This window comes from Pseudomonas sp. Tul2A7 (assembly GCF_054790505.1).
This window is the reverse complement of sequence record NZ_CP186499.1, coordinates 784,196-802,326: the sequence shown is the minus strand read 5'-3', so window position 1 is coordinate 802,326 and position 18,131 is coordinate 784,196. Positions and strand designations below refer to the sequence as shown.

Here is an 18,131-nt window from a genome sequence, read left to right as displayed (position 1 = left end):
GGTTGGGTCAGTGTTTTTGCTTGCCTTCAACAGCCGAGAGGTCATGCAAATGCCGGCGCGAAAGCGCCAGAAACCGCGGCGTCGGCCCGACGTCCTCATACAACGGATCACCTTCCTCATCCGTCGCCACCACCGTCGAGCCCTTCACATACGGCAAGCTCGCTTCAAACTCTTCAAGGGCTGCGCCAATCAGTTCACCGAGCAGTTCTTCGGCATGCCGTTTGGGGTACATCTCGGCAATCGCTGCCAGACGCGCAGCAGCTTCGACGTCCAGATGAATCGTGTAGCCGGTGTCAGTCAGGCGACCCTTGGCGTTTTCTTCCCAATGCTGGGCGAGTTCACGAATTTTCATGATGACCTCATTTCGCGCCTGCTCATGGCAGGCCTGGGTGAGTGTCCGGCAGCGCCGGCGGCAAGCCGTTGTACGGCTTACTGTTGAGACTAGCTTTTGTCAGTAAGGTTTAAAGTCCCTTGGTCGGCTGCTTGTAAGAAGCGTCGTAGAGCGGCACTCTCTAGGTCATGCACTTGTTTCTAAGCCGTCCGGATTACTGCTGGGGAATTGCTGATGACCGATATTGATGCACGCTTGCGCGAAGACGTTCACCTGCTCGGAGAGCTGCTGGGCAACACCATTCGAGATCAATACGGCGAGGCCTTCCTCGACAAGATCGAGCAGATCCGCAAGGGCGCCAAGGCCGATCGGCGTGGTTCGATGGACGCCGAACTGAGCGCCAGCCTCAATCAATTGAGCGAAGACGAATTGCTCCCGGTGGCGCGGGCGTTCAACCAGTTTCTCAACCTGGCGAACATCGCCGAGCAGTACCAGTTGATCCATCGGCGCGAAGAGTCGCAGCCGGCGCCGTTCGAGTCCCGCGTGCTGCCTGAGTTGCTCGCCCGTTTGCGTAACGAAGGCCACAGCGCCGAATCGCTGGCACGTCAGCTGTCGCGACTGGAAATCGAACTGGTGCTGACCGCGCACCCGACCGAAGTCGCGCGACGCACGCTGATTCAGAAGTACGACGCGATCGCCGGGCAACTCGCTGCGCAGGATCATCGCGACCTGACCAGCGCCGAACGCGAACAGATTCAAAACACTCTGCAACGGTTGATCGCTGAAGCCTGGCACACCGAAGAAATCCGCCGCACACGACCGACGCCAGTCGACGAAGCCAAGTGGGGTTTCGCGGTGATCGAACATTCGCTGTGGCAAGCAATCCCCAACCATATGCGCAAGGCCGACAAGGCGTTGCATGAAGCGACCGGCCTGCGTCTGCCCTTGGAAGCGGCACCGATTCGCTTCGCGTCGTGGATGGGCGGCGACCGTGACGGCAACCCCAACGTCACCGCCGCGGTGACCCGCGAAGTGCTGCTGCTGGCGCGCTGGATGGCTGCCGATTTGTACCTGCGCGATGTTGATCACCTGGCGGCCGAACTGTCGATGCAGCAGGCCAGCGATGCCCTGAAGGCCAAGGCCGGTGACAGCGCCGAGCCGTATCGCGCGGTGCTCAAACAATTGCGCGAACGCCTGCGCGCGACGCGCAACTGGGCACACGCTGCGCTGACTGCGCCAACCCCGGCGCCGGCCGATGTGCTGCACAACAACCGCGATCTGCTTGATCCGCTGGAGCTGTGTTTCAACTCGCTGCACGAATGCGGCATGGGCGTGATTGCAGACGGCCCGTTGCTCGATTGCTTGCGTCGTGCGGTGACCTTCGGCCTGTTCCTCGTGCGCCTCGATGTGCGGCAGGATTCCTCGCGGCACAGTTCGGCGATGACTGAAATCACTGATTACCTCGGTCTCGGTCGCTATGAAGACTGGGATGAAGAGCAGCGCATCACCTTCCTGACCCGCGAATTGAGCAATCGTCGGCCATTGCTGCCGGCGCATTTCAAGCCTTCTGCTGATACCGCCGAAGTGCTCAACACCTGCAAGGAAATTGCCGCAGCACCGGGCGCTTCGCTCGGCTCCTACGTGATCTCCATGGCCGGCGCCGCCTCCGATGTGCTTGCCGTGCAACTGCTGCTCAAAGAGTCCGGCGTGTTGCGGCCGATGCGTGTGGTGCCGCTGTTCGAAACCCTCGCCGACCTCGACAACGCCGGGCCGGTGATGGAGCGGCTGTTACTGTTGCCGGGCTACCGCGCACGGCTGCAAGGCCCACAGGAAGTGATGATCGGTTATTCCGACTCGGCCAAGGACGCCGGCACCACGGCAGCGGCGTGGGCGCAGTATCGTGCGCAGGAACGCTTGGTGGAAATTTGCCGCGAGCAACAAGTCGAACTGCTGCTGTTCCACGGTCGTGGCGGCACCGTAGGGCGTGGCGGTGGCCCGGCGCACGCGGCGATTCTGTCGCAGCCACCGGGTTCGGTGGCCGGGCGTTTCCGCACCACCGAACAGGGCGAAATGATTCGATTCAAATTCGGCCTGCCAGACATTGCCGAGCAAAACCTTAATCTGTATCTGGCGGCGGTGCTTGAAGCGACATTGCTGCCGCCACCACCGCCGACACCGGAATGGCGTCATCTGATGGATGAATTGGCCGCTGACGGTGTCAGCGCTTATCGCCAGGTCGTGCGGGAAAATCCGCAGTTCGTCGAGTACTTCCGTCAGTCCACACCGGAGCAGGAATTGGGTCGTTTGCCGCTCGGCAGTCGCCCCGCCAAACGCCGGGCCGGCGGTATCGAAAGCCTGCGGGCGATCCCGTGGATCTTCGGCTGGACGCAAACGCGGTTGATGCTGCCAGCGTGGCTGGGTTGGGAGTCGGCGCTGAGCAAAGCGCTGGAGCGTGGCGAAGGCGAGTTGCTCGGGCAGATGCGCGAGCAGTGGCCGTTCTTCCGCACCCGTATCGACATGCTCGAAATGGTCCTGGCCAAGGCTGACGCGGATATCGCGCTGTCCTACGATCAACGTCTGGTCGAGCCGGATCTGCTGCCGTTGGGCGCGCAGTTACGCGACCTATTGTCGCAGGCGTGCGCAGTGGTGCTCGGCCTGACTGGCCAGTCGCAGCTGCTGGCACATAGCCCCGACACCCTCGAATTCATCCGTCTGCGCAACACCTACCTCGACCCGCTGCATCTATTGCAGGCCGAACTGCTGGCCCGCTCGCGGCAACAGGATGTCGAGCAGGGCAGCCCGGTGGAACAGGCGTTGCTGGTGTCTGTGGCGGGGATTGCCGCCGGTTTGCGAAATACCGGCTAATGTTTTATCCGGGCACGCGGCCCCCGGAACACTCACCGGATGCCGCGTTGCCTGACGACGGAAAGTGCCGTCAGGCGACAGTTAATGATGGGGTTGCGACTTGGGTTACCGCGTCGCAAGGTCGCGGGGGGCGTCGGTTTCTCCGACTTTTGGCGTCTTGTGTGGGCGCAGCCTGCTGTGTATCTTGATCAGCCTTTGGCCGTTTGTGCGGCCACGACCCGTATTTTCAGGATTCGTCCCAAGCGGCGAATCCTTTGTTTTGTAAAAGCTTTTTATAAAAAAATTGAGGAGCACATCTAATGCGCGTCATTCTGCTGGGAGCTCCCGGGGCCGGTAAAGGTACTCAGGCTAAGTTCATCACTGAAAAATTCGGCATTCCGCAAATCTCCACCGGCGACATGCTGCGTGCCGCGGTCAAGGCTGGCACTCCACTGGGCGTTCAAGCCAAGAGCATCATGGATGCCGGCGGCCTGGTGTCGGATGACCTGATCATCGCACTGGTTCAGGACCGTATCGCTCAGCCTGACTGCGCCAATGGTTTCCTGTTCGACGGCTTCCCGCGCACCATTCCGCAGGCTGAAGCGTTGGTAACTGCCGGCGTCGAGCTGGATGCAGTGGTTGAAATCGCTGTTGAAGACGAAGAAATCGTTCAACGCATCGCCGGCCGTCGTGTTCACGAAGCCAGCGGCCGCGTTTACCACATCGTCTACAACCCGCCGAAAATCGCGGGCAAAGACGACATCACTGGCGAAGAGCTGGTACAGCGCAAGGACGACACCGAAGAAACCGTGCGTCATCGCCTGTCGGTCTACCACTCGCAGACCAAGCCGCTGGTGGAGTTCTATCAGAGCCTGTCCGCCAAAAACGCTGGCAAGCCGAAGTACAGCCACATCCCGGGCGTTGGTTCGGTCGATGCGATCACCGCCAAGGTGCTGGCCGCGCTGAGCTGAAAAGTCTGAACCGCAGCATCATCCACGGCCCGCTTGCGGGCCGTAGTTGTTTATACTGACGCACTTTTTCCCACCCTTGTTTTGGAAACATCGATGAGCACCTTGCTGGCCCTGGACACCGCGACTGAAGCTTGCTCCGTTGCCTTGCTGCATGACGGCAAGGTCACGAGCCATTACGAGGTGATCCCACGCCTGCACGCGCAGAAGCTGTTGCCGATGATCCAGCAATTGTTGGCCGACGCCGGCACCACGTTGCAAGCGGTCGATGCGATTGCTTTCGGTCGCGGGCCGGGTGCGTTTACCGGTGTGCGGATCGCCATTGGTGTGGTCCAGGGTCTGGCGTTCGCGCTGGATCGCCCGGTGTTGCCGGTGTCCAACCTCGCAGTGCTGGCGCAGCGAGCGTTGCGTGAGCACGGTGTGAGCCAGGTCGCGGCGGCCATCGATGCGCGGATGGATGAAGTGTATTGGGGCTGCTACCGCGAGACGGCGGGGGAGATGCGTCTGGTTGGTGCCGAAGCGGTGTTGCCGCCGGAAGTCGCAGCGCTGCCGGCCGATGCCAGTGGCGACTGGTTCGGTGCTGGCACCGGTTGGGGTTATGGCGAGCGTATCGCGGTCAATCTGAGCGGCTCCGACGCCGGCATGCTGCCCCACGCCGAAGACCTGCTGACGCTGGCGCGTTTTGCCTGGGAACGCGGCGAGTCGATCCCGGCGGATGACGCGCAACCGGTTTACCTGCGCGATAAAGTCGCCACCCCGAAAGCCCGCTGATTCACTCGATACCGAATTGCCCCTTTCGCGAGCAGGCTCGCTCCCACAGGTACAGCGCCGTCCTTGTGGGAGCGAGCCTGCTCGCGAATAGCTTTCTGCCGACGACACCAATCGTCAGTTTCTAACCCCGCGTTTAAAACCTTTTGCGCTTTATGTGTTCTAGTTATCACTCGGCGGTTTGCTAAGTCGGTCAAGTGCCGCTAAATTGCCATCATCGATACCGAGCATGAATTTATGCGTATAGACGGCCTTTCCTCTCAGTCCTACCCCATCAAGCGCAAGCCTCGTAAAGGCAATGTGACTGTGGATGAGTCCGTCGACGATATCGACGGTGAGATCGAATTTCCGACTGAAGAGCAACTGGCTGCCCGTGCTGCCGCCAAAGCTGCCGCGCAACGCCTGAGCAATCTGCCCGCCCGCCAACAAGACATGATCTACCACCGTGCGATGAAAAAAAGCGTAGCGATGGCCTTGGCCAGCTACCTGAGTACCGCCGGTTTTGTCGATTGGGATGCAGACGTGCTGGGCCTCGATCTGTACATCTGATGGTTCTGCCTTACTACCTCGGCTGCCCGTCCTGGAGCGAAAACGCCTGGCGCGAGTATCTGTACCCGGTAGACGCAAAAACTTCTGACTTCCTCAGTCTCTATTCGCAAGTGTTCAACGCCGTTGAAGGCAACACGACCTTTTATGCCAGCCCATCGCCCGCCACGGTGCAGCGTTGGGCCGAGGTCATGCCCGAACACTTTCGCTTCACCGCCAAATTCCCCGGCGACATCAGCCACAGCGGTGACTTGCGCGAGCAACTGATCGCCGCCGAAACCTTCCTGCAATTACTCAAACCGCTCGGTGAGCGCGTCTCGCCAATGTGGCTGCAATTGTCGAAGAGCTTCACGCCACACCGATTGCCGGAACTGGCGGCATTCATCGATGCGCTGGATTGCCCGTTGGCAGTGGAAGTGCGTCATGAACAGTTCTTCGCCAAGGGCGAGAGCGAACGCTTGCTCAATCGCCTGTTGCTGGATCGTGGCGTTGAACGCATCTGTCTCGACCCGCGTGCGCTGTTCAGCTGCCTGTCGACCGAGTCCTCGGTGATCCACGCACAATCGAAAAAGCCACGCGTGCCGACGCGCCCGGCGGCGTTCACCCAGTTCCCGCAGGTGCGCTTTATCGGTCACCCCGAGCTGGAAGCCAACGACTCGTTCCTGGTGCCGTGGGTGGCGAAAATCGCCGAATGGATCGAAGAGGGCCGCGCGCCGTATATCTTTCTGCACACCGCCGACAACCTCCTTGCGGCGAAGCTGGCGCAACGTTTTCATGCACAACTGATGCAACGTTTGCCTGGCCTGCCAGCGCTGCCTGAGCTATACAGAGAACCCGCCGCGGAGCAACTTGGCCTGCTCTGAAGCGGATTTTTATCCTGCCCAGGAGCCTGCCGATGGATGCCCAAGCCGTTAAAGCACACGCCTTCAAAGCCCTGCATGAACGTCCGGGGATTTTCGTCATTCCCAATCCGTGGGATGCAGGCTCGGCGAAAATGCTCGCCAGTCTCGGCTATCAGGCCTTGGCAACCACCAGCGCCGGTTATGCGTTTTCCCAAGGCAAGGCCGATGGTGCGTTAAGCCTCGACGAGACGCTGGCCAATGTCCGCGCGATTGTCGCCGCGACTGATTTACCCGTGGCGGTGGATCTGGAAAACGGCTTTGCCGATGACCCGGCGGAGTGTGCCAAGAGCCTGCTGCGCGCAGCCGAGGCGGGCGCGGTCGGCGGTTCGATCGAAGACGCGACGGGCCGCGTGGATGCGCCGATCTATTGCTTCGAACACGCTGTGGCACGTATCGAAGCCGCCGTCGCAGCCGTGCGCACGCTGCCATTCCCCTTCATCCTGACTGCACGCGCGGAAAATTATCTGCACGGTAATCCCGACATCAACGACACCATTTGCCGCTTGCAGGCCTTCGCCGAGGCCGGTGCTGACGTGTTGTACGCGCCAGGTTTGCGCAGTGCCGAAGAAGTGCTGGCAGTGGTGCGCGCGGTGGCGCCGAAACCGGTCAATGTGTTGATGTCCGGCGGTTTGAAACTGACCGTGCAGGAACTGCAGGAAATGGGTGTGCGGCGGATCAGCACCGGCTCGGCATTGGCGTTGGCAGCATTCGGCGAGTTCTTTCGTGCCGCTGAAGAGATCCAGCAATCCGGCACGTTCGGCTTTACCTCGCAGTCGATGCCGTACGCCAAAGCCAACCAGTTTTTCAAAGGCTGAACATGGGGCGGTGGATATTCTGGTTGGTGCTGCTGATGATTGGCGGCGCTGCGGTCAGTGTCTGGCGCGGTTGGCTAAACGTGCCGCCGCCATGGAATCCATGGGCGCCACTGGACGTCAAAGCTGCGCCCAACTGGCTGACCGGCTACAAGCTGATGCGCTTGCGCAGTGACCCTGAACTCTGCGCCCAAGCCTTGAGCAGCTCTGATCTGAGCGTCACGCGGCAATCCGACAGCCCCGACGCCAAGTGTCCACTGATCGGCGTGTTGCGCGTACAGGGCGGTGAGGTGGCGCTGAGCAGCAGCTTCCTCGCCAGTTGTCCGCTGGCGGTCGCCTACGCGATGTTTGAACACCACACCCTGCAACCCGCCGCGCAGTCTGTTTACGGGCAGAAGGTTGTGCGCCTCGATCACCTCGGCAGCTTCGCCTGCCGCAATGTCTACAATCGCGAAAGTGGTGCGCTAAGCCGCCACGCCAGTGCTGATGCGCTGGACATTGCCGGGTTTCGCCTGACCGATGGCCGCACGGTCAGCGTGCTCAAGGACTGGCCCAAGCAAAATCAGCACGCGCAGTTTCTGCGTCAGCTGCGCGATGGTGCCTGCGAGGCGTTCAGTGTGGTGTTGAGTCCGGATTACAACGCCGCCCACCGCAATCACTTTCATGTCGATGTCGGGCGCTGGAGCGTGTGTCGCTGAGGTTTAAGCGGCGAGGCGCAGGTTCTGCAGAACGATCGGGCGCGCCCAGCCGTTATCGAAGTCCAGCGCTTTCTGTTGCTCGACGATTTCTTCCGGCGGGAACGGCGGATAAGGCTTTTGCAGCAGATCCAGGTCGAACTCGGCAATCGGCAGGTACAGCGGTTTCTTCTGCGGGGCCGGGCCAGGCTCTGGAACGGGCTGACCATTGTTGATCACCACCGGGCGCACCCAGCTGCTGTCGAAATCCTGTTGCTCTTGCTGAGCTTTCAGTTCTTCTGGCGGGAACGGCGGGAATGGTTTGTCCAGCAAGTCCATTTCGAATTCGGCGATCGGCAGGAACAGCGGCTCTGGCGGACGCACTTCGGTTTCCACTACATCGCATTCGCGCTGGCTGATGATGTGCGCGTGCAGCTCGCTGCCGATGGTCGGTTCTTCAGGGCTGTTCAGGTCAACCGGCGGAAACGTGCCGCAGGCAGGCACCACTTCACTCGTCTGTTCGGCCATCGCTTGGGCAAAGAAATCCTGCCACAGGTGACTGACGCCGCTCAGTGCTTGAGTGTTGTGACGGCTAAAGTCGCCGTGGGGCGAGATGTAGCCAATCGATGTGGGAAGAATGCCTGACATTTTTTTCGGTTGACGCTCAGCTCTGGCAAAATGCGCGTTGAATGAGTTATCGGCGGTTTTTGCCGCTCCTTGAATTTTTGAGCGTGTTTTCCATGATCGAGCAACCTGCGGCCTGCCGCATCCATGTCGAACCCCTCGGCGCGACGTTTGAAGCGCAAGCTGCGCAGTGGGCCGAGCGTCTCGGTCTGCCGCGCGAGGTGGCAGACGGTGAGTTCGCCTTGCAGGTTGGCGAACAGGGTTTGCAACTGCAACAGCTCGGCCCGGATGCACCGGGGCCGGTGCGGGTCGACTTCGTTGAAGGCGGCGCGGCGCATCGTCGGCTATACGGCGGCGGCAGCGGGCAGATGATCGCCAAGGCTGTCGGCATCGCCCAAGGCGTGCGTCCGCGCGTGCTGGATGCCACGGCGGGGCTGGGTAAGGATGCTTTTGTGCTGGCCAGCCTCGGTTGCGAAATGAGCCTGATCGAGCGCCAGCCATTGATTGGTGCGCTGCTGGAAGATGGTCTGGCGCGTGCTGCGGAAGATTTCGATGTGGCGCCGATTGTGGCGCGGATGAAGTTGCTCAAGGGCAATTCCATCGAGGTGATGCAGAATTGGGAAGGGGAGCCGCCGCAGGTGATCTACCTTGATCCGATGTTTCCGCATCGTGAGAAGACCGCGCTGGTGAAGAAGGAAATGCGTCTGTTCCGGCCGTTGGTGGGCGATGATCCGGATGCGCCTGCGCTGTTGCAGGCTGCTTTGGCATTAGCGACGCACCGGGTGGTAGTCAAGCGGCCGCGCAAGGCACCGTGCATTGCGGGGCCGAAGCCGAGTCATGCGCTGGATGGCAAATCGAGCCGCTATGACATCTACCCCAAGAAAGCGCTAAAACCCTAAGACCGAGTCGCTGCTATTCGCGAGCAGGCTCGCTCCCACCTTGGAATGCATTTCAACTGTGGGAGCGAGCCTGCTCGCGAAAGCGCCCGCCCAGACACCGCAAAGCTGTCAGGGCCGATAGGCACGCATAAACAAAGCCACCACTTCCTCAATATGGCTCTCCGCAGCCTCTTCGCTCAACGGCTCCCCACAGCCATACAACAAACGAAAATTCCCCGCACCCTTGATCAGGCAGAAGAAATGCTCGGCGGCATTGCGCGGCAGATCGATGCTCAGCGCGCCGGTTTCGTGAATGCGCGTCAACAACCGCTCCATCCCTTGCACCATGCGCTGCGGACCCGCCTCGAAGAAGATCAGCGACAGCTTCGGATCCTGACTGCCCAGCGCCATGATCAAACGGTGCAAGTTCACCGACTCATCACTGTTGATCAGGTGATGAAAGCCTCGCGCAATGTTCAGCAACACATTTTCCACAGCGATGCCTTCGGGCAATTCGAAGAACAATGGCGGTAATTGCTCCTCGCATTTGGCAACCACGGCAGCGGAGAACAGCGTCTCCTTGTCGTTGAAATGGCTGTAGACCGTCAGCTTCGACACGCCGGCTTCGCTGGCGACCGCGTCCATGCTGGTGTTGGCGTAGCCATGACTCAGAAACAGAATTTTCGCCGCGTCGAGGATTGCCTGGCGCTTGGCCAGATCCTTGGGGCGGCCCGGACCGTTTGGAGCTGAAAGATTGTTCGACATTCTTCGCTTTTAATACTGGACTGGTGAGTTTGCTATTAATAACATACCCGCCAGTATAATTATTCCAAGCACCATTAGCGAAAGGTCCGTCACCATGTTCCGCCATGCGTTGTCCCTCGCGTTGCCAGTGAGTCTGGCGTTCCTTTTGTCAGCGTGTGGTCAGGAAGAGGCGACGCAAGTCACCGTGCGACCGGCCATGGTGGTGCAGCCAGAGCCTTCGGCGCAGGCGATGGAAAGTTATCCGGGCGAGGTGCGCGCCCGCTATGAACCCGATCTGGCCTTCCGCATTGGCGGCAAAGTCAGCCGACGACTGGTCGATGAAGGTCAGCGCGTGAAGGCTGATCAGCCACTCGCCGAACTCGATCCGCAGGACGTGCGCCTGCAACTGGAAGCCACCCGCGCCCAAGTGGCTGCCGCCGAAGCCAATCTCAATCTGGTCCGCGCCGAACGTGATCGCTACAAGACCCTGATGGATCGGCAGATGGTCAGCCGCTCGGCTTACGACAATGCCGAAAACCTTTACCGTTCCGGTGAAGCCCGCCTTAAACAAATCAAAGCCGAATTCAACGTATCGACCAATCAGGCCAGTTACGCCGTGTTGCGTGCGCCGCAGGATGGCGTGGTGGCCAAGCGTTCGGTCGAGGTGGGCCAGGTGGTCGCCGCCGGGCAAACCGTGTTTACCCTCGCCACCGATGGCGAACGCGAAGTGCTGATCAGCCTGCCGGAGCAGAGCTTCGGGCGCTTCAAGGTTGGCCAGCCTGTGACCGTCGAACTGTGGACCCAACAGAACCAGCGCTTCGCCGGACAGATCCGCGAACTGTCGCCCGCCGCCGATCCACGCTCACGCACCTTTGCTGCACGTATTTCCTTCACCAGCGGCAAAGTCCCGGCTGAACTTGGCCAGAGCGCCCGGGTGTTTGTGCAGTCGGCCGATGCCGTGTCACTGTCGGTGCCGCTCTCGGCACTCACTGCCGAAAACGGCGCGACCTACGTCTGGGTCGTCAACGGCAACAACACCTTGAAGAAAACCCCGGTGCGCATCGGCCCGTTCGGCGAAAAAAGCGTGCCGGTGCTCGAAGGCTTGAACGCCAGCGACTGGGTGGTGGCTGCTGGCGTGCATGTGTTGCTCGAAGGGCAGCAAGTGCGTCCGGTGGATCGCTCCAACCGTGTGGTCAATCTGGCGGACAAGGAGTAAGCCCCGATGCGCTTCAACCTTTCCGAATGGGCGCTGCGTAATCGCCAGATCGTACTGTTCCTGATGCTTTTGCTGGCGATCGTCGGTGCGCTGTCCTACACCAAACTCGGCCAGAGTGAAGACCCGCCGTTCACTTTCAAGGCCATGGTCATCCAGACCCGCTGGCCGGGGGCGACCGCACAGGAAGTCTCGCGTCAGGTCACCGAACGCATTGAAAAGAAACTGATGGAAACCGGCGAATACGAGCGCATCGTGTCGTTCTCGCGCCCAGGTGAATCGCAAGTCACGTTCATTGCCCGCGACTCGATGCATTCAAAGCAAATCCCCGACCTCTGGTATCAGGTGCGCAAGAAGGTCAGCGATATTCGCCAGACCTTGCCGCCCGACATTCAGGGGCCATTTTTCAACGATGAGTTCGGCACCACGTTCGGCAATATCTATGCGCTGACCGGCGACGGTTTCGATTACGCGGTGCTCAAGGATTACGCCGATCGCATCCAGATCCAGCTGCAACGGGTCAAGGATGTCGGCAAGGTCGACCTGCTCGGTTTGCAGGACGAGAAAATCTGGGTCGAGCTGTCCAACGTCAAGCTGGCGACCCTTGGCTTGCCGCTGGCGGCAGTGCAACAAGCGCTGCAAGAGCAGAACGCGGTGTCGACCGCCGGGTTCTTTGAAACCGGTAGCGAGCGCTTGCAGCTTCGGGTCTCGGGGAATTTTCAGACGGTCGAGGAGATAAAAAACTTCCCGATCCGCGTCGGCGATCGTACGTTCCGCATCTCCGATGTGGCCGACGTTCGTCGCGGTTTCAACGATCCACCGGCGCCGCGCATGCGCTTCATGGGCGAAGATGCGATTGGTCTGGCGGTGGCGATGAAGGATGGCGGCGACATTCTGGTGCTCGGCAAAGCGCTGGAAGGCGAGTTCTCGCGTATCCAGAAAAACCTCCCGGCCGGCATGCAACTGCGCAAGGTTTCCGATCAACCGGCGGCGGTGAAAACCGGGGTCGGCGAGTTTGTTCAGGTACTGGTCGAAGCGTTGGCGATTGTCTTGCTGGTGAGCTTCTTCTCCCTCGGCGTGCGTACCGGCATGGTCGTGGCGCTGACCATTCCGCTGGTGCTGGCGATGACCTTCGCCTGCATGTATTACCTCGGCATCGGCCTGCACAAGATCTCTCTTGGCGCGTTGGTGCTGGCGTTGGGTTTGCTGGTGGACGACGCGATCATTGCTGTGGAAATGATGGCGATCAAAATGGAGCAGGGCTTTGATCGCATCCGCGCGGCGAGTTATGCCTGGACCAGCACCGCATTCCCAATGCTCACCGGTACGTTGATCACTGCCGCCGGGTTCTTGCCGATTGCCACGGCGCAGTCCGGCACCGGCGAATACACCCGGTCGATCTTTCAGGTAGTGACCATCGCGTTGCTCGCGTCCTGGGTGGCAGCGGTGGTGTTTGTGCCATATCTGGGGGAAAAACTCCTGCCGGATCTGGCGAAAATTCATGCGGCCAAACACGGTACCGCCGATGGTCAGGCTGATCCGTATGGCACGCCGTTTTATCAGCGCGTTCGGCGCTTGGTGGAGTGGTGTGTGGCGCACCGCAAGACCGTGATCGTGCTGACAGTCGGGCTGTTTATTGCCTCGGTGATGTTGTTCCGCTTCGTTCCGCAGCAGTTTTTCCCGGCCTCGAATCGACTGGAGTTGATGGTCGATCTGAAGCTGGCTGAAGGCGCGTCGCTGGCCAATACCACTGGTGAGGTGAAACGGCTTGAGGCGCTGCTCAAGGATCACGCCGGTATTGATAATTACGTGGCTTATGTTGGCACCGGATCGCCGCGTTTCTATCTGCCGCTCGATCAGCAGTTACCGGCGGCGAGCTTCGCGCAGTTTGTGGTGTTGGCGAAAACCATCGAAGAGCGTGAGGCGCTGCGCAGCTGGTTGATTGAAACGCTTAACGAGCAGTTCCCGGCATTGCGTTCGCGGGTTACGCGCTTGGAAAACGGCCCGCCGGTTGGCTATCCGGTGCAGTTCCGCGTCACTGGTGAACACATCGAGGAAGTCCGCGCGTTGGCGCGCAAGGTGGCGGCCAAGGTTCGCGAGAATCCGCATGTGGTCAATGTGCATCTGGATTGGGAAGAGCCGAGCAAGGTCGTGTACCTGAACATTGATCAGGATCGTGCCCGGGCGTTGGGTGTGAGCACCGCCAATCTGGCGAAATTCCTGCAGAGTTCGTTGACCGGTTCGAGTGTCAGCCAGTACCGCGAAGACAATGAATTGATCGAGATCCTGCTGCGCGGCACGGTGCATGAGCGTACCGAGTTGTCGTTGTTGCCGAGTCTGGCGGTGCCGACGGATAACGGCCGCAGTGTGGCGTTGTCGCAAATTGCCACGCTGGAATATGGCTTTGAGGAGGGGATTATCTGGCATCGCAATCGGCTGCCGAACGTGACCGTGCGCGCCGATATTTATGGCAAGGAGCAGCCGGCGACGTTAGTGAAGCAGATCATGCCGACGCTGGATTCGATTCGTGCCGAGTTGCCCGATGGTTATCTGTTGGATGTCGGCGGCACGGTGGAGGATTCCGAGCGTGGGCAGAAGTCGGTGAATGCCGGGGTGCCGATGTTCATTGTCGTGGTGCTGACGCTGTTGATGGTGCAGTTGCGCAGTTTTTCGCGTACGGCGATGGTGTTTCTGACGGCGCCGTTGGGGTTGATCGGGGTGGTGCTGTTTTTGATGGTGTTCCGTCAGCCGTTCGGGTTTGTGGCGATGTTGGGGACGATTGCGTTGTCCGGGATGATCATGCGTAATTCGGTGATTCTGGTGGATCAGATTGAGCAGGATATTGCTTCGGGGCTTAGGCCTTGGCAGGCGATTATCGAGGCTACGGTTCGACGCTTCAGGCCGATTGTGTTGACGGCTTTGGCGGCGGTATTGGCGATGATTCCGTTGTCGCGGAGTGTGTTTTTCGGGCCGATGGCGGTGGCGATCATGGGTGGGTTGATTGTTGCGACTGCGTTGACGCTGTTGTTTTTGCCGGCGTTGTATGCGGCTTGGTTCCGGGTGCGTAGGGACGCTTGATTGTTTTGTGACGTGGCGGCCTTCGGGCCGACCATGTTCTTGGGGTTTTGGGTGTATATCCGTTTTTGTGGGTGCTGCCGCTGGCGGTTTCGCTCTTACAGCGAGTCCCTTTGGCAAACGCCCCAAAGGAACCAAAGGTCTTTGCCCTGACGTTCGGCCCGCTCGCTGGGGCTCGGGGTTCCTTCGCTCCGGGATCGATCCGGGGGCATCGCCTACGGTTTGCTTCGCTGCACCTCCTCTCGATGTGTTCGACTTCGTCGAACGGTCGCTGCGCTCCCACCCCCGGATCAATCCCTCCACTCAGCCTGCCGACGGGCTCTAAGATCAAAAGCTGCAGCCGAGCTAACGCTCATCCTGTTGAGTGGTGAGGAGCGGGTGGTAGGCATGGCTTTGCTTTGCTCTTCTGTGGGAGCGAGCCTGCTCGCGAAGGCGGCCTGACAGCCGACCTGTTTTCTGCAGGTGTACTCAATTTAACTGTGGGAGCGAGCCTGCTCGCGAAGGCGGCCTGACAGCCGACCTGTTTTCTGCAGGTGTACTCAATTTAACTGTGGGAGCGAGCCTGCTCGCGAAGGCGGCCTGACAGCCGACCTGTTTTTTGCAGGTGTACTCAGTTCAACTGTAGGAGCGAGCCTGCTCGCGAAGGCGGCCTGACAGCCGACCTGTTTTCTGCAGGTGTACTCAATTTAACTGTGGGAGCGAGCCTGCTCGCGAAGGCGGCCTGACAGCTGACCTGTTTTTTGCAGGTGTACTCAGTTCAACTGTAGGAGTGAGCCTGCTCGCGATGGCGGCCTGACAGCCGACCTGTTTTCTGCAGGTGTACTCAGTTCAACTGTGGGAGCGAGCCTGCTCGCGAAGGCGGCCTGACAGCCGACCTGTTTTTTGCAGGTGTACTCAGTTCAACTGTAGGAGTGAGCCTGCTCGCGAAGGCGGCCTGACAGCCGACCTGTTTTTTGCAGGTGTACTCAGTTCAACTGTAGGAGCGAGCCTGCTCGCGAAGGCGGCCTGACAGCCGACCTGTTTTTTGCAGGTGTACTCAGTTCAACTGTGTGCGAACCTGATCGCCGACCAGTCTCTAGCTGACGACCCATAGCCCGCTTTACCTGCGCCACTTCCTACATCTTTTTCAGAAGCCTCTGATCTTGAGCCAGATTGCCTCGGATGTTGTACTCCAGCCTCTGCTTTACAGCTTTCCTGAGTTTGTCTTGATGAAAAAGCCGCCAGCATTGAAAGGCCGATCCGACCAGGTGTTCGATTTGTTGGCGCGCCCGCCCCATCGGCAGCGTCTGGCTGACTATCTTGCGCTGCTCAAGCCGCTCGATGATCAAGGTCGTTATCTGCCATTTGAAGCGTTGCGTTATCGCTGGGCGCCAGGGCTGGATGCCAAGCTCTGTTGGGCCTTGGTCAAGAAGGCACGGGCTGCCCAGCACATTAACCTTCTGCCACTGGGCGAGCCTGTGCAGTGGGGCAAGTATCTGTTGACGCCGTTGGCACAGAAAACCATCTCCATCGTGGATCGACAGGCCAGTACTGCGGCGCTGGAATATATGACCAGCCAGATCGGCGAGCGGGCGCATTTCAGTTATCTGCTTAACGATTTGATCGAAGATGAAGCCATCGCCAGCAGTCAGCTGGAAGGCGCTGCGACGACTACGCGCGTAGCCAAGGACATGCTCAAGCAGCAGCGCCAGCCCCGCACTCCGGATGAACGCATGGTGATGGGTAATTACCGGATGATGAATTTCGCCTGGGAGAGGCGTTACGAACCCATGAGCGTGGAGTTGATTGCGGCGATTCATCGGGTGGGGGTCGAGGGTATCGATGACGAGCAGTATTCCCCTGGGGTGTTCAGGGCCAATGACGAGGTGGTCGTTCAGGACGGGGCGGGCGACACGGTGCACCGGCCGCCACCTGCAGCAGGATTGGTGTCGCGGCTTGAGCGACTGTCGCACTGGATCAATCTGCCCGAAGGCTCACCGCAAGAGACGAGCTACCTGCATCCACTGATCAAGGCGATCACGCTGCATTTTGCCTTGGGCTACGAACATCCCTTCCGCGACGGTAACGGGCGGGTCGCCAGGGCGTTGTTTTACTGGTTCATGTTCAAGAACGAGTTTGCGGCGTTTCGCTACATAGCGATCAGTTTGTTACTGCGTAATGCACCGGTGAAATATGGACGTTCATACCTGCATACCGAGGCGGATGAGTTGGATCTGACGTACTTCATCGAATTCCAGTGTTCGGTGATCCAGCGAGCGGTGCTCGGGTTTACCGATGTTTACCGCAAGAGTGTGGGGTGCACCGAAGAGTTCGAGCGCAGGCTGAAGAATTGCGGCTTCTTTGATCAACTCACGGAAAAACAACGCGAGTTGTACGAGGTGGCCAAAAACGGAGTGGCGAAGGAGTTCACCGCGAGCAATGTGGCTGAGAATTTTGCTTGCTCTTATAGCGAGGCGGCGTCGGCACTAGACGGATTAGATGAGTTACGAGTTTTTGAACGGAGGAAGATGGGGCGGGAGTGGGTGTTCTTTTTCCGTAATCCTGTAGGTGGATGGAAGCACGGGAGCGAATTCCTTCGCCCCCATGTTGTGACAGCTTAGAGCGTGCCGAACACCTTCTTCGCCAGACTGGTCGCCGCAGCGGCCGGGTTCTGGCGGATGGTTTCTTCCTGTTTGCCGATCATCTCGAACAAGCCATTGAGCGCTTGCTCGGTCACGTAGTTTTCAACGTTGGCGCTCTTCGCATCGACAACACCAAACGCAGCAGCCTGGCCCGCGAACGAGTTGTACTTCTGCGCTACGCCAACCTTGTCGGTCGCTTGCTTGACGATTGGCAGGAACTTGGCGCGGATCTGTTCGCGGCTGGATTTGTCGAGGTATTGCGTGGCCGAGTCCTTGCCGCCGCTGAGGATGCCTTTGGCGTCTTCCACGCTCATTTTTTTCACGGCGTCGACGAGGATTGGCTGGGCTTGAGTTACAGCGCTTTCCGCCGCTTTGTTCATCGCGGTTTCCAGTTCTTCAACCTGAGCGCCCATGCCGAAGGCTTTCATTTTGCTCGCGGCTTTGCCGAGTTTGCCCGGCAGTTCGATCTTCACGTCCGGGTTGTTGCTGAAGCCGCCGGGGGTGCCCAGTTGTTTGACGGCAATTTGGGCGCCCTGGGTCAGGGCATCCTTGAGGCCGCCGGTCGCGTCTTTTTGTGACAGGTCACTGAGCGACAGGGCCAGCGCGCTGGCGGAGATCATCAGGCCTGCACAGAGGCCGGCGAAGCGGAGGGTAGGGCGGAGCATGGCGGCTTCCTTGTTGCGGAAAAGGGCTGCGGAAAATGAATTAACGAACGGCGTCGACGCGGATTTTCAGCGGCTGCGGGTCGTTGCCGTCGAGTTGCACTGCGTGGTTCTCGGTGGTGATGAACATCAGTTCGCCGTTGACTTCAATGCGCGCGCTGACCGAGTAACGATGGCCGGGTTTGACCTGCGTCGGATCGTAGCTCAAGTGGAAGGGCAGCGGCACCTGGCCTTTGATCGGGCCTTTCTGCTCGTCCAGCACCACGGCTGGCGCATCGGCCAGCGAAACGTCCTGCAGGCTGACGCTGAGGGTTGCGCTCGGTGGCAGGGCGATGCGCTGCAGGTAGAACACTTCACCGTCGAGGCCGACCTTGCCGGCAGGAGTGGTCGATTGGCAGGCGCTGAGCAGTGTGGCGGCGGCGAGCAGGGTGAGTTTTTTCATCGGGAATTCTCCTATCAGTGTGGGAGC

Annotated in this window: 16 protein-coding genes; 11 read left to right on the top strand and 5 right to left on the bottom strand. The window is 59.8% G+C overall.

The annotated features are described in order from the left end of the window. Nucleotides 1-7: 7 nt before the first annotated feature. On the bottom strand, nt 8-352 hold the full coding sequence (locus ACOYXJ_RS03815; protein WP_016983304.1) for a hypothetical protein: 345 nt from the start codon (nt 350-352) through the stop codon (nt 8-10). 213 nt (nt 353-565) lie between these two features. Here ACOYXJ_RS03815 and ppc point away from each other — a divergent pair, with 213 nt between their 5' ends. The 7 genes from ppc to ACOYXJ_RS03780 all read left to right on the top strand — a co-directional run bounded on the left by ppc (nt 566) and on the right by ACOYXJ_RS03780 (nt 7,869). Beyond that, complete coding sequence (gene ppc, locus ACOYXJ_RS03810; RefSeq protein ID WP_460367975.1) at nt 566-3,196, top strand: phosphoenolpyruvate carboxylase; 2,631 nt, start codon at nt 566-568, stop codon at nt 3,194-3,196. Nucleotides 3,197-3,495: 299 nt separating this feature from the next. Continuing rightward, nucleotides 3,496-4,146: an adenylate kinase gene (gene adk / locus ACOYXJ_RS03805; protein ID WP_008078383.1), complete on the top strand. Its 651-nt coding sequence runs from the start codon at nt 3,496-3,498 to the stop codon at nt 4,144-4,146. Nucleotides 4,147-4,239: 93 nt separating this feature from the next. Then, nucleotides 4,240-4,914: a tRNA (adenosine(37)-N6)-threonylcarbamoyltransferase complex dimerization subunit type 1 TsaB gene (gene tsaB, locus ACOYXJ_RS03800; protein WP_038357838.1), complete on the top strand. Its 675-nt coding sequence runs from the start codon at nt 4,240-4,242 to the stop codon at nt 4,912-4,914. A gap of 234 nt (nt 4,915-5,148) precedes the next feature. Continuing rightward, nucleotides 5,149-5,460 carry a hypothetical protein gene (locus ACOYXJ_RS03795; protein WP_460367973.1) on the top strand — a complete coding sequence of 104 codons (312 nt, stop codon included), beginning with the start codon at nt 5,149-5,151 and terminating at the stop codon, nt 5,458-5,460. Continuing rightward, nucleotides 5,460-6,320, top strand: coding sequence for a DUF72 domain-containing protein (locus tag ACOYXJ_RS03790; protein WP_460367971.1), 861 nt, complete (start codon nt 5,460-5,462; stop codon nt 6,318-6,320). Before ACOYXJ_RS03795 ends, ACOYXJ_RS03790 begins: the two co-directional genes overlap by 1 nt. Nucleotides 6,321-6,352: 32 nt before the next feature. Next, complete coding sequence (locus ACOYXJ_RS03785; protein WP_460367969.1) at nt 6,353-7,174, top strand: isocitrate lyase/PEP mutase family protein; 822 nt, start codon at nt 6,353-6,355, stop codon at nt 7,172-7,174. Between the two features lie 2 nt (nt 7,175-7,176). Continuing rightward, nucleotides 7,177-7,869 (top strand): extensin-like domain-containing protein, encoded by a 693-nt coding sequence (locus ACOYXJ_RS03780; protein WP_460367967.1) that lies wholly within the window; start codon nt 7,177-7,179, stop codon nt 7,867-7,869. 3 nt (nt 7,870-7,872) lie between these two features. Here the strand turns inward: ACOYXJ_RS03780 and ACOYXJ_RS03775 are convergent, their stop codons facing one another. Then, the gene (locus tag ACOYXJ_RS03775) at nt 7,873-8,493 is read right to left on the bottom strand and encodes an energy transducer TonB (RefSeq protein WP_460367965.1); all 621 of its coding nucleotides are present in this window, start codon (nt 8,491-8,493) and stop codon (nt 7,873-7,875) included. Nucleotides 8,494-8,585: 92 nt separating this feature from the next. Between ACOYXJ_RS03775 and ACOYXJ_RS03770 the strand changes: the two genes are divergently transcribed. After that, on the top strand, nt 8,586-9,368 hold the full coding sequence (locus ACOYXJ_RS03770; protein ID WP_460367963.1) for a class I SAM-dependent methyltransferase: 783 nt from the start codon (nt 8,586-8,588) through the stop codon (nt 9,366-9,368). A gap of 108 nt (nt 9,369-9,476) precedes the next feature. Here ACOYXJ_RS03770 and ACOYXJ_RS03765 read toward each other — a convergent pair whose 3' ends face one another. Beyond that, a complete protein-coding gene (locus tag ACOYXJ_RS03765) occupies nt 9,477-10,112 on the bottom strand; it encodes a TetR/AcrR family transcriptional regulator (RefSeq protein WP_150792468.1) in 636 nt (211 codons plus the stop codon). Between the two features lie 94 nt (nt 10,113-10,206). Here ACOYXJ_RS03765 and ACOYXJ_RS03760 point away from each other — a divergent pair, with 94 nt between their 5' ends. From ACOYXJ_RS03760 to ACOYXJ_RS03750, 3 genes are all read left to right on the top strand, one after another. Further along, nucleotides 10,207-11,307 (top strand): efflux RND transporter periplasmic adaptor subunit, encoded by a 1,101-nt coding sequence (locus tag ACOYXJ_RS03760; protein WP_460367960.1) that lies wholly within the window; start codon nt 10,207-10,209, stop codon nt 11,305-11,307. A 6-nt stretch (nt 11,308-11,313) separates the two neighbouring features. Beyond that, on the top strand, nt 11,314-14,382 hold the full coding sequence (locus ACOYXJ_RS03755; RefSeq protein WP_460367958.1) for an efflux RND transporter permease subunit: 3,069 nt from the start codon (nt 11,314-11,316) through the stop codon (nt 14,380-14,382). Nucleotides 14,383-15,587: 1,205 nt separating this feature from the next. Next, a complete protein-coding gene (locus tag ACOYXJ_RS03750; RefSeq protein ID WP_460373082.1) occupies nt 15,588-16,979 on the top strand; it encodes a Fic family protein in 1,392 nt (463 codons plus the stop codon). Here ACOYXJ_RS03750 and ACOYXJ_RS03745 read toward each other — a convergent pair. Further along, a complete protein-coding gene (locus tag ACOYXJ_RS03745; protein ID WP_016985113.1) occupies nt 16,976-17,665 on the bottom strand; it encodes a DUF4197 domain-containing protein in 690 nt (229 codons plus the stop codon). The genes ACOYXJ_RS03750 and ACOYXJ_RS03745 overlap by 4 nt on opposite strands. A 40-nt stretch (nt 17,666-17,705) precedes the next feature. Then, complete coding sequence (locus ACOYXJ_RS03740) at nt 17,706-18,104, bottom strand: YbaY family lipoprotein (RefSeq protein ID WP_150792471.1); 399 nt, start codon at nt 18,102-18,104, stop codon at nt 17,706-17,708. Nucleotides 18,105-18,131 lie beyond the last annotated feature (27 nt).